Below are 12,229 nucleotides of genomic sequence, written 5' to 3'. Positions count from 1 at the left end.
CTATCCGGCCAACAGCTATCCGTCCTGGTTGCGGAAAATGCGTGTCGATGAAAAATAGCGCTCCAGCTCTTCGATGCGCTCTTTGCTTTCTTCCCAACGCGCGCCCTGCACCTCGGCGATCAGCGATTCCGAGATCAGTTGCAGCGCGATGGTCGAATCCCAGCTGGAAGGCGCCTCGACCAGGGCGTGAAAGGTGAAATCGGCGGTTTTGCCAATGGGCGATCCCCACTGGTCGGTAAACAGAACGACCTTGGCGCCGCGCTGCGACGCCACCTGCGCCAGTTTTTCCAGATGCGCCTCGTAGCGGCGGATATCAAAGATGACCAGGACCGAGGCGTCGTCCATATCCAGCAGGTATTGCGGCCAGACATTTGCCGAATTCCCCAACATGGTCACGTTCGGGCGGATGATCTGCATGTGGTTGAACAGGTAATCCGCGTTCGACCGGGTGATGCGCCCGCCCACGACGTAAAGGTGCCGTTCGGTATCGGCCAGCAATTGCGCCACCGCATCGAACATGTCCTTGTCCAGTCGCTCCAGCGTATGCCGCATATTGGCCCAAACCGCCTGCGCGAACCGGGTCACCGAATGTTCTGCCTCGTCATCGACACCCCAGGCATCGCGCTTGGAGATCGGTTTCTTGATCTGGGCCGCCACTTCTTCGCGCAGCGCCAGCTGAAGGTCGGGGAACCCGTCGAAACCCAGCTTGCGCGCCATGCGAATGACGGTCGGGGTCGATACCTGCGCCGCCGCGGCCAGTTTGGTGATCGATTGCAGCCCCGCCATGGGGTAATCCTGAAGCAGAACCGAGGCCAGCTGACGCTCGGACCGGGTCAGATCATCCAGTTCGTCCTGTATGCGCTGTTTCACGATCTTGGTGAAAGTGCCCATCAGCGCCCTCTTTTTATCAGAATGGTTACAGAATATTTGAGATTGTAATTTTGTCTACAGTAATTTTCTTGACAGATAAGTTTTGCCTGTAGCAAATGTTTCGCATGACCGCCAATCCCAACCCCCGCCTTCTGGCACCGAACGAGGCCCCCGCCGCCCGTGTCCTGAACCCCGAGGGGTGCAGGCCCGCGGTTTTGGTATGCGAACATGCCAGCCGCCGTATTCCGGCAGCCCTCAACGGGCTGGGGCTAAGCGCAGAGGCAGCGGTTTCCCATGCCGCTTGGGATATCGGTGCGCTGGACCTGTCCCGGACGCTGGCCGAGGCGCTGGATTGCCCGCTTGTCCATTCGACCATCAGCCGCCTGGTGTATGACTGCAACCGCCCCCCGGACAGCGCAGGGGCCATGCCGCAGACCAGCGAGGTTTTCGACATTCCGGGCAACCGGGGTCTGAGCGCGCCTCAAAGGGCGGCCCGGGTGCACGAGGTCTATGAGCCGTTCCGCAGCCTGCTGGCGGAAACGCTGGACGCGCGGCCAGAACCGCAGGTCCTGGTCACCATTCACAGCTTTACCCCGGTTTATAACGGTGCCCCCCGCACCGTTGAGCTGGGCCTGCTGCATGACGCCGATGACCGGGCCGCACAGACCATGATGCGCCACGCCACCGGGTCTGGGTTGCGCGTGGCGTTGAACGAGCCCTATTCCGCGGCCGACGGGGTCACCCACACGCTGCGCGAACATGGGATCGCGCGCGGTATGCCCAACGTTATGATCGAAGTGCGCAACGACCTGATCGACACGCCAAAGGGTCTGGACCGGATCGCAGGCATTCTGACCCGGATCCTGCGCGCGACCGTCGACGAACTGACATCAGCAGGAGCCGTGCAATGACGTTCATGCGGGGATACGTGGCGTTTATTGACCGGGTGAACCGGTGGATTGGCCGTGTGGTCATGTACGGGATCTTCGTGATGATGGGCATCCTGTTGTGGTCATCGATCTCAAAGACGTTTTTCCTGCCCTCGCTGTGGACGCTTGAGATGGCGCAATTTGCGATGGTTGCCTATTACGTTCTTGGCGGGCCCTATTCGATTCAGATGGGGTCCAATGTGCGCATGGACCTTTTGTACAGCGAATGGTCGGACCGCCGCCGCGCCTGGACCGATGCTTTCACCGTGTTCTTCCTGATCGTCTATCTGGGCGTGATGATCTATGGCGGCTATGATTCCTTGAGCTACTCGTTGCAATATGGCGAACGCAGTCCCACCGCGTGGCGGCCTTACCTGTGGCCGATCAAGGTCATCATGGTTGTCGGCCTGTTCCTGATGCTGCTTCAGGCCATCTCGGAACTTTTCAAAGATATACTGCGCCTTCGCGGCGACGACATCCCGCGTGAGGTGATCTGATGTCCTATGAACTGATCGCAATCCTCATGTTTTCGACCATGATGCTGATGTTGCTGACCGGTCAGCGCGTCTTTGGCGCCATCGGGTTTGTCGCGGTGATCGCCGCGCTTCTGCTCTGGGGCGACCGCGGAGGGTACGACATCGGCTTTGCGGCGGCCATGAAGCTGATGAAATGGTACCCGCTTTTGACCCTGCCGATGTTCATCTTCATGGGGTATGTCCTGGCAGAATCCAAGATCGCCGACGACCTGTACAAGATGTTCCATGTGTGGATGGGCGGGCTGAACGGTGGCCTGGCCATTGGCACAATCGGCCTGATGGTCCTGATCTCGGCGATGAACGGGCTGAGCGTTGCGGGCATGGCCATCGGGGCGACGATCGCCTTGCCCGAACTTCTCAAGCGCGGATATGACAAAAAGATGGTGACGGGGGTCATCCAGGCGGGGTCGTCACTGGGTATCCTTGTGCCGCCCTCGGTGGTGCTGGTGCTGTACGCGATGATCGCGCGCCAGCCGGTCGGGCAGCTGTGGCTGGCGGGGCTTTTGCCGGGGCTGATGATGGCTGCGATGTTCATCCTGTATATTGTCATCCGGTGCCGTATCAACCCGGCCCTTGGCCCGGCGCTTTCGCCGGAAGAACGCGATGTTCCCATGGCCGAAAAGATGCGCCTGCTGCGCGCCGGGCTGCTGCCGCTGGCCATTTTCGCCGCGATGATGATCCCGTTCGTCAATGGCTGGACATCGCTGGTCGAAAGCTCGGCCATTGGCGCGCTGACGGCCTTTGCCGCCGCCGTCCTAAAGGGGCGCATGACCCGCGCGGTGTTCGAAACCTCGGTGCGGTCAACGCTGGGCATCACCTGCATGTTCATGTGGATCATCCTTGCCGCGCTGGCCTTTGGGGCCGTGTTTGACGGGCTGGGTGCGGTGCGCGCGATCGAGAACCTGTTCACCGAGCGTCTGGGCCTGAACCCATGGGTCATCCTGGTCCTGATGCAGCTCAGCTTTATCCTGATGGGCACGTTTCTGGATGATACCGCGATGCTGGTGATCGTGGCCCCGCTTTACGTGCCGCTTGTTGGGGCGCTGGGGTTTGACCTGATCTGGTACGGGGTCCTTTATACGATCACCACGCAGATCGCCTATATGACCCCGCCCTTTGGTTATAACCTGTTTCTGATGCGCGCCATGGCGCCGCCCGAAATCTCGTTGCGTGACATCTATGGCTCGATCCTGCCTTTCGTCATGGTGATGACATTGGCCCTGGCCATCATAATGACCTTTCCGCAGATCGCATTGTGGCTGCCGGAATACGTGTACAACAAATGATCCCGGCCAAAACCGGGGCGCCGACAAGAGGGGGTCCTCTTGAGAACGAAACCGACCAACGGAGAGAGAGAATGACCAACAGACGTACATTTCTGAAAGGGGCCGCAGCCGCGCCCGCCGCTGCACTGGCGACGCCCGCCCTGGCCCAATCGACGATCAAGTGGCGGATGCAGACCTATGCCGGCCCGGCACTGGCCGAGCACGTGATCGACCCGGCAATCAAGATGTTCAACGACATCGCCGGGGACCGCATGCAGATCGAGCTGTTCTATGCAGACCAGCTGGTTCCCACGGGCGAACTGTTCCGCGCCATGCAGCGCGGCACCATCGACGCGGTTCAGTCCGACGATGATTCAATGGCGTCACCCACCGAAGTCACCGTCTTTGGCGGCTATTTCCCGTTTGCGTCGCGCTATTCGCTGGATGTGCCGGTGCTGTTCAACCAATACGGCCTGAACGAAATCTGGGACGAGGAATATTCCAAGGTCGGCGTGAAACACATCTCGGCCGGGGCATGGGACCCGTGCCATTTCGCCACCAAGGACCCGATCAACAGCCTGGCGGACCTGAAGGGCAAGCGTATCTTTACCTTCCCGACAGCGGGCCGGTTCCTGACGCAGTTCGGCGTTGTTCCGGTGACCCTGCCATGGGAAGACATCGAGGTCGCGGTTCAGACCGGCGAGCTGGACGGCATCGCCTGGTCGGGGATCACCGAAGATTACACCGTCGGCTGGGCCGATGTGACCAACTACTTCCTGACCAACAATGTGTCGGGCGCCTGGGCTGGCCATTTCTTTGCCAATATGGACCGCTGGAACGAGCTTCCCGAAGACCTCAAGACGCTGTTCAAGGTCTGTACCGACCAGTCGCATTACTATCGCCAGTGGTGGTATTGGGGTGGCGAGGCCTCGTTGCGGGTTCACGGCGACAAGCTGAAACTGACCACGATCCCGGACGCCGAATGGGCACAGGTCGAAGAGGCCGCGGTCAAGTTCTGGGACGAAATTGCTGCGGAATCCGAGACCAAGGCAAAAGTGGTCGAGATTTTCAAACAGTATAACGCCGATATGCAAAAGGCCGGACGGCCCTACCGCTACGGCTGATACGATCGGCCCGCCCTTATCAGGGGCGGGTCAGACACAAATTTGGCAGGCCGCGGCCTGCAAAACCGGGGGTGGCACATGCTGACATTCGAACATCTCAAGTCTCAGGTTTCAGACGGCGTGGTCGACACGGTATTGGTCTGCATGGTCGACATGCAGGGGCGTTTGATGGGCAAGCGGTTCCATGCGGGTCATTTCGTGGCCAGCGCCTGGGAAGAGACCCATTGCTGCAACTACCTGCTGGCGACCGATCTTGAGATGGCCACGCCGGACGGCTATGCCGCCACCAGCTGGGAACGGGGCTATGGCGATTACGTCATGAAGCCCGATCTGGAAACCTTGCGGCCGGTGCCCTGGCTTGAAGGAACCGTGATGGTGATGTGCGATGTGCTGGATCACCACACGCATCAGGATGTCCCGCATTCGCCGCGCGCAATCCTGAAACGGCAGGTCAACCGGCTGAAGGACATGGGCTATGACGCGATGTGTGCGACCGAGCTTGAGTTTTTCCTGTTCGAGAAAAGTTTTGACCAAATTCGCAAGGAAGGCTTTCGCGACCTTGAGCCTATTTCAGGCTATAACGAAGATTACCATATTCTTCAGACGACCAAGGAAGAACATGTGATGCGCCCGATCCGCAATCATTTGTGGGATGCGGGGATACCGGTCGAAAACACCAAGGGTGAGGCCGAGACCGGGCAGGAAGAGCTGAACATCAGATACGCGCCAGCGATGGACACGGCCGAGTATCACTCAATCGCCAAGAACGCGGTGAAAGAGATCGCCTGGCAGCATGGCCATGCCGCGACCTTTCTGCCGAAATGGCATCACGGGAAGGTCGGCAGTTCGTCCCATGTGCATCAGTCGCTGTGGTCCGACGGGCAGCCCGCCTTTTATGATGGCGCAGACGATCTGGGCATGTCGGGACTGATGAAAAGCTATATGGCGGGTCTGTTGAAATACGCCGCCGATTACACCTATTTCATGGCGCCCTATATCAACAGCTACAAACGGTTCATGAAGGGCACCTTTGCGCCGACGCGGATCATCTGGTCGGTGGACAACCGCACCGCCGGGTTCCGCCTGTGCGGCGACGGCACCAAGGCGGTTCGGGTGGAATGCCGCATCCCCGGTTCTGACATGAACCCGTACCTGGCGATGGCCGGGATGCTGGCCGCAGGGATCGCAGGGATCGAGGAGGGGCTTGCGTTGCAGGCGCCGACCAAGGGCGACGTGTACCAGGGCGACTCTGGTATGATCCCCGGCAATTTGCAGGCGGCGCGCGATGCGCTGCATGGTTCGGCCATGTTGCGGGCCGCCATGGGCGATGATGTGGTTGAGCATTATGCGCGTGCGGCCGAGGTCGAGATCGAAGAATTCGAACGCGTGGTGACGGATTGGGAAATCGCCCGTGGGTTTGAACGCGCATAAGGCGGGGGCAGGCTGGGGGCTCTGCCCCCAGACCCCCGGGATATTTTTGGCCAGATGAAGCAGGGGAACCTGTTCGTTTTGAAAGTGGAGTGAATATGGGGCAGATGTTGAAATGCATCTCGCCGATCGATGGATCGGTTTATGCCGAACGTGAGGTTCTGTCGCGCGAGGCGGCCTTTGAGACTGTGGCGCGAGCCCGTGCGGCGCAGGCAAGCTGGGCGGCGCGGAGTTTGCAGGAGCGCGTTGATCTTGTAATGGCGGGCGTGGCCGCTGTTGGCGCGATGAATGACGAGATCGTGCCGGAACTGGCGCATATGATGGGGCGGCCGGTGCGCTATGGCGGCGAGTTTGGCGGGTTCAACGAACGCGCCAGCCATATGGCGGAAATTGCCGCTGGTGCGCTGGCCGATATTGCGGTCGGCGAGGATGAGAATTTCAAGCGGTATATCAAGCGGATCCCCCATGGCGTTGTCTTTGTCGTGGCGCCGTGGAACTATCCTTACATGACCGCGATCAATACGGTGGCACCGGCATTGATAGCTGGAAATGCGGTGGTGTTGAAACACGCCACGCAGACGCTTTTGGTCGGCGAGCGCATGGCGCGGGCCTTTCATGTGGCAGGCGTGCCTGAGGATGTGTTTCAGAATGTCTTCCTTAGCCATGACGTGACCAATGACCTGATCGCGGGCAACGCATTTGATTTTGTGAACTTCACCGGCTCGGTCGGTGGCGGGCAGGCGATGGAACGCGCGGCGGCGGGCACTTTTACCGGTGTCGGGACCGAGCTGGGCGGGAAAGACCCTGGCTATGTCTTGGAGGATGCCGATCTGGATGCTGCCGTTGATACGTTGATCGACGGGGCCATGTTCAACGCCGGCCAGTGTTGTTGCGGGATCGAGCGGATATACGTGCATGAAAGCCTGTATGACGCCTTTGTCGCCAAGGCGGTCGAGATCGTGAACGGGTACAAGCTGGGCAATCCGCTGGATGCTGAGACGTCGATGGGCCCGATGGCCAATGTCCGCTTTGCCGACGAGGTGCGCGCGCAGATTGCCGAGGCGGTCGAGGCCGGTGCGGTGACACATATCGCGCCCTTTCCCGAGGATGACGGCGGTGCCTATCTGACCCCGCAAATCCTGACCAATGTCACCCATGACATGCGCGTGATGCGGGATGAAAGCTTTGGGCCCGTGGTTGGCATCATGAAGGTTTCATCGGATGAGGAAGCCATCGCGCTGATGAATGACAGTGCGTTCGGCCTGACCGCCAGCCTCTGGACCCGCGATGTGGACCGTGCGGCGCGGATCGGTGACCAGATCGAGACCGGCACCGTGTTCATGAATCGGGCCGACTATCTTGACCCCGGCCTGTGTTGGACCGGATGCAAGAATACCGGGCGTGGCGGGGGGTTGTCCGTGATCGGATACCACAACCTGACGCGCCCCAAATCCTATCATCTGAAGAAGGTGACATCATGAGCCTTGTTGGAAACTGGTCCTATCCGACCGCAATCAAATTCGGGGCAGGGCGCATTCGCGAACTGCCCGAAGCCTGTGCCGCGGCGGGTATGAAAAAACCGCTGCTTGTCACCGACAAGGGGCTGGCCGGTCTGCCGATCACCACCGCGACGCTGGATATTCTTGAGGCCGCGGGGCTGGGCCGGGGCCTGTTTGCGGATGTGGACCCGAACCCGAATGAAAAGAACCTGGAGGCCGGTGTCGCGGCGTATAACGCCGGGGGGCATGACGGTGTGATCGCCTTTGGCGGCGGGTCGGGGCTGGACCTGGGCAAGATGGTCGCCTTTATGTGCGGTCAGACGCGACCGGTTTGGGATTTCGAGGATATTGGCGATTGGTGGACGCGGGCTGACGCCGATGCCATCGCACCCATCATCGCGGTTCCGACGACGGCGGGGACGGGGTCCGAGGTCGGTCGCGCCAGCGTGATCACCAATTCCGAGACCCATGCCAAAAAGATCATCTTTCACCCCAAGGTTCTGCCAACCGTCGTGATCTGCGACCCGGAACTGACCGTCGGCATGCCCGGGTTCATTACGGCAGGCACCGGGCTGGATGCGTTTGCACATTGCGTCGAGGCGTTTTCCAGCCCGCATTATCACCCAATGAGCCAGGGCATCGCGCTAGAGGGTATGCGTCTGGTCAAGGATTACCTGCCGCGCGCCTTTGCCGACGGCACGGATATCGAAGCCCGCGCCCAGATGATGAGCGCGGCAGCAATGGGCGCGACGGCCTTTCAGAAGGGTCTTGGTGCAATCCACGCCATGAGCCACCCCATCGGCGCGGTGTTCAACACCCATCACGGCACAACCAACGCGGTTTGCATGCCTGCGGTGCTGGAGTTCAACGCCCCCGCGATTGCGGACCGGTTTCAGTCGGCGGCGGCCTATCTGGGCATCAAGGGCGGCTTTGACGGGTTCCGGTCATTTGTACAGGAATTCAATGATATGCTGGGTATCCCCCGGAAACTGGGCGATCTGGGCGTGACCGAGGCGTCGATCCCCGAGCTGGTCAAGGGCGCGATCATCGACCCGTCTTGCGGGGGCAACCCGATTGAATTGACCGAGGACAACCTGACCGGGCTGTTCCACGCCGCGCTTTAGCGTCCATGTCAAGGACGGCACCCCGGCCTGACCAGGGTGCCGACATTCAGCGGTGCAGGCCCGCCTTAGGCCAAATGCAGTGGCGGGCCAGATCGGGAAACCCCGGCAATGGGGTCAGAGCTTGATGCGGAATGCGGCAAACCCGTCGGCGCCTTCACCGGCATCCTCGATCGATACGCCTTTGACATCGCTTAGGTAATCCCGTGCCTTGGGGCCGGTTTCGAACAGCACGGTCGTGTCCGCCAGCGGGGCGAAGGACCAGTTGCCATCAGCCTTGGGGTCGATGGTGCCCTGTTCGACGATGTAGCGCACAATGACGTCGCGATTGGTGTCGGGGGCCTCGAACACGATGGTGTCACCCAAGGCGCCCGGAAAGGCCCCGCCGCCCGAGGCGCGATAGTTGTTGGTGGCGATGATGAATTCCATGTCGTCGGTGACCGGCGCGCCGTTGAAGGCAAGGTTGACGATCCGGGCCGCATCGGGGTTCACTTCTTCGCCCTTGGGGCCAAAGCGCGACGGCTGGGACAGGTCGATCTGATAGGTCACGCCATCCATCACGTCGAAATTGTAGGACGGGAATTCGGGGTTCAACAGGATGGCATCCTTGGCGCCCGCCTCGACCTGGTTGAACATGCCAGCCGAACGCTCAAGCCAGCCGCGCACCTGGGCCCCATTTACGCGAACGGCGCGCACCGTGTTCGGATAGAGATACAGGTCCGCGACGTTCTTGATGGCAACATCACCCACGGGAACATCGGTATAATACTCGGGGCCGCCACGACCACCGGCCTTGAAGGGGGCTGCCGCCGAAAGGATGGGCAGGCCTTCGTGTGCGGTGCCTTTCAGCATCTCTTCGATATACCATTTTTGCGCGATCGAGACGATCTGCACAGATGGATCATCAGCCACCAGCGCGAAATAGCTGTGCAACGGGGCGGATGTCTTGCCAACCGCGCGGCGGACATAGGCCAGCGTTTCATCGTGATCCGCGGCGACCGAGTCCAGAACCTTTTGATCATCACCGACCAGAGCGGTGATCGAGCGGTCTTCGTTGCGCTTGGAAATGGGCCGCGCCTCGGATGTCGTGGTCACCACGCGCCATTCATTCCCGTCCCGCTCCAGCAGCAGGTCCAGAAGGCCCAGATGCGACCCCCAGAAGCCGCCCATGACGGCAGGCTTGCCCATCAGTGTGCCTTTTTCGATGTCGATACCAGGGCGATCGGCAAATGTGGGCGATGGAAAGACCAGGTGGTTATGCCCGGTGACCAGCGCATCAATGCCATCGACACCGGCCAGAACAACCGAGGCGTTTTCCATCCCGTCGGTATGATCGGCATCGCCAATCCCCGAATGCGACAGGGCAATGATCAGGTCACATCCCTGTTCCTGCATCTCGGGGACATAGGCTTGGGCTGTCTCGACGATATCACGCGCCTCGACATTGCCTTCCAGGTGTTTGCGGTCCCAGTTCATGATCTGTGGTGGGGTAAAGCCGATGACACCGATCTTGATCGGGTGTTTTGTGCCATCGCCCATTTCGATTTCCCGGTCGAGAATGGCATAGGGCCGCACAAGCGTCTTGTCGTCGCGCGGGCCTGCCCCTTTTTCCTTGGCCACGTTGGCAAGCACAACCGGGAACTCGGCCCCGGCCAGGGATTTTTCCAGAAATTCCAGGCCATAGTTGAATTCGTGATTGCCCAGCGTCGCGGCATCGTATCCGACGGTGTTGAACGCGGTGATGATCGGGTGTCTGTCACCGTCTTTCATGCCCCGTTCATAGGCGATGTAATCGCCCATCGGATTGCCCTGAAGAAAGTCGCCATTGTCGACCAACAGCGAATTTGTCGCCTCGGACCGGATTTCATTTATGATCGACGCGGTGCGCGACAGGCCCACGGTGTCACGCGGTTTGTCGGCATAGTAGTCATAGGGAAAGACATGCACATGAATGTCCGTCGTTTCCATGATCCGCAGATGGGCCTGATTGGTGGCGGCAGCAGCCGAGAACGGGTGCAGCGTGATAGTCGCGGCCCCGGCAGCGGTCGTAGCAAGGAACCGGCGACGCGAAATTGACGAGCGATTGGAGAAAGACATGAAGGCACCTTTCATGTTTGATGGTCACCGCGTCTTGTGTCGGCAAATCACAACAACCGTATGACACGGATTGCCGACGTATCCGACGCGTCGTTTTACGGCAAAATGAACCGCAGGATAGCCGCAGTCTAAACCCACGCCCGGGCGCGGGACGAGCGAAAAATTTCGCAGGGCGACCGATCGCTTATGTGATTATCCGGAACTATCCGCAGCGGCGGCAAACCCCGCGCCGCGATTACTTGACGCGTCCCACCGGTGTCGCCGACCCATCGATCAGCACATGGCAGTGCGTTTTGTCCTTTAATGTGCTGTTCAGCGTGACCTTTTGGACATAGCTCCAATAGAACCCTTCGCTATCCTCACTGCACCGGTATTGTTTGCGACTGTCGGTGTAACAGATGCTGTCCCCTTTTTTGACGGACATAAATTTATTGTAAAAACAATCCGCATGCCCAGCCGAAGCAAGCAGTGTAAGTGAGGTGGCCAGACAGAAAACAGACTTTGTCATGGTAGGTCCTTTCAGGGGTAGTTCTTCCAAATGGGGTTTTCAGTAGGCGGTTCAGGCGCTGATTTCGCGGCCAGCCAAACCCTGAACCGCGCGTGGTACATCGGCCCTGTTGTCAGTCGAAGCTGGATCCGATGGCGTCGGGATCAATTACGGCCGCGTTTCCACCGTTCAGTGAAACATAATGCTTGATCGCATTTGCGATCCGCCGCATCCGCTGCATGCCTTCGGGCGTATCACAGGATGTCGCTAGGGCTGCTGAATCCGAATAATAGAATTTCTGAACGCCGTCATTTTCATAGTCGGTTTTGATACAGTTGACCGTGCCGCAGCTTAGTTCGACATGTATCACGCTGTATGTCTTGGGAAGGTTCCCGCCATAGCAGACGTCCTCGAAATGGGCGCTGCCTTCTCCGTTGACCTCTTTGTAGACTTTGATCGTGTCGACCATGCTCAGCGCATAGGTGCGTTGCCACTTTCCGCTGTAACTTTGGTGCTGCAAGAGGGGTGCGTTGAAAGAGAATGTCGGCGGGCCGCTGCTGTACGGGCTTTTGAACAATTCTTGCGCTTCGCTGAGCGCAGAAACGACAAAGGCTTCGGTTTGCGCCTCTGTCGGGCTTTGCGCCTGCGCCGGTGCCAGAGCAATACTCATAAACGCCGCGATTAATAGTGCCTGCTTTGCAAACGACATCTGCCATCCCTGCCAGTTGACTTATAAGTTTCAACTTTTCCAGAAGGTTACTGGGCCTGCAATCGCCTTGCAAGTACAAGTCATACGCCTCATCGCTTGTGGCAATTGAAGCATGCAAGAGATTTGACCAAGCGGATACGGCCCTGGGTTGCCCTGTGGCTTGT

The 12,229-nt window shown here is 59.5% G+C and carries 11 protein-coding genes; 7 read left to right on the top strand and 4 right to left on the bottom strand.

The annotated features are described in order from the left end of the window. Positions 1-15 precede the first annotated feature (15 nt). Positions 16-891, bottom strand: a complete 876-nt coding sequence (locus ACXAG8_RS08850) for a MurR/RpiR family transcriptional regulator (protein WP_475223493.1) — start codon at positions 889-891, stop codon at positions 16-18. A gap of 104 nt (positions 892-995) precedes the next feature. Between ACXAG8_RS08850 and ACXAG8_RS08845 the strand changes: the two genes are divergently transcribed. The 7 genes from ACXAG8_RS08845 to ACXAG8_RS08815 all read left to right on the top strand — a co-directional run bounded on the left by ACXAG8_RS08845 (position 996) and on the right by ACXAG8_RS08815 (position 8,775). Continuing rightward, positions 996-1,781 carry an N-formylglutamate amidohydrolase gene (locus ACXAG8_RS08845; protein ID WP_475223492.1) on the top strand — a complete coding sequence of 262 codons (786 nt, stop codon included), beginning with the start codon at positions 996-998 and terminating at the stop codon, positions 1,779-1,781. Beyond that, entirely contained in the window at positions 1,778-2,296 is a 519-nt protein-coding gene (locus ACXAG8_RS08840) for a TRAP transporter small permease subunit (RefSeq protein ID WP_475223491.1), read from the top strand. Before ACXAG8_RS08845 ends, ACXAG8_RS08840 begins: the two co-directional genes overlap by 4 nt. Beyond that, positions 2,296-3,621, top strand: a complete 1,326-nt coding sequence (locus ACXAG8_RS08835) for a TRAP transporter large permease (protein WP_475223490.1) — start codon at positions 2,296-2,298, stop codon at positions 3,619-3,621. Before ACXAG8_RS08840 ends, ACXAG8_RS08835 begins: the two co-directional genes overlap by 1 nt. A 71-nt stretch (positions 3,622-3,692) precedes the next feature. Beyond that, the gene (locus tag ACXAG8_RS08830) at positions 3,693-4,724 is read left to right on the top strand and encodes a TRAP transporter substrate-binding protein (RefSeq protein WP_475223489.1); all 1,032 of its coding nucleotides are present in this window, start codon (positions 3,693-3,695) and stop codon (positions 4,722-4,724) included. A gap of 78 nt (positions 4,725-4,802) precedes the next feature. After that, complete coding sequence (locus ACXAG8_RS08825; RefSeq protein ID WP_475223488.1) at positions 4,803-6,155, top strand: glutamine synthetase family protein; 1,353 nt, start codon at positions 4,803-4,805, stop codon at positions 6,153-6,155. Positions 6,156-6,250: 95 nt separating this feature from the next. Continuing rightward, a complete protein-coding gene (locus tag ACXAG8_RS08820) occupies positions 6,251-7,633 on the top strand; it encodes an aldehyde dehydrogenase family protein (RefSeq protein WP_475223487.1) in 1,383 nt (460 codons plus the stop codon). Next, positions 7,630-8,775, top strand: coding sequence for an iron-containing alcohol dehydrogenase (locus ACXAG8_RS08815; protein WP_475223486.1), 1,146 nt, complete (start codon positions 7,630-7,632; stop codon positions 8,773-8,775). The genes ACXAG8_RS08820 and ACXAG8_RS08815 overlap by 4 nt, the downstream gene beginning before the upstream one ends. Before the next feature lie 114 nt (positions 8,776-8,889). Here the strand turns inward: ACXAG8_RS08815 and ACXAG8_RS08810 are convergent, their stop codons facing one another. The 3 genes from ACXAG8_RS08810 to ACXAG8_RS08800 form a co-directional block, all read right to left on the bottom strand. Continuing rightward, positions 8,890-10,869 carry a bifunctional 2',3'-cyclic-nucleotide 2'-phosphodiesterase/3'-nucleotidase gene (locus tag ACXAG8_RS08810; RefSeq protein ID WP_475223485.1) on the bottom strand — a complete coding sequence of 660 codons (1,980 nt, stop codon included), beginning with the start codon at positions 10,867-10,869 and terminating at the stop codon, positions 8,890-8,892. A 235-nt stretch (positions 10,870-11,104) separates the two neighbouring features. After that, on the bottom strand, positions 11,105-11,377 hold the full coding sequence (locus tag ACXAG8_RS08805; RefSeq protein WP_475223484.1) for a hypothetical protein: 273 nt from the start codon (positions 11,375-11,377) through the stop codon (positions 11,105-11,107). 112 nt (positions 11,378-11,489) lie between these two features. Continuing rightward, on the bottom strand, positions 11,490-12,026 hold the full coding sequence (locus tag ACXAG8_RS08800; protein ID WP_475223483.1) for a hypothetical protein: 537 nt from the start codon (positions 12,024-12,026) through the stop codon (positions 11,490-11,492). Positions 12,027-12,229: the final 203 nt, after the last annotated feature.

The sequence above is a fragment of the Ruegeria sp. ABD4_443 genome (assembly GCF_056160865.1).
This window is presented reverse-complemented; position numbering and strand designations above follow the sequence as displayed.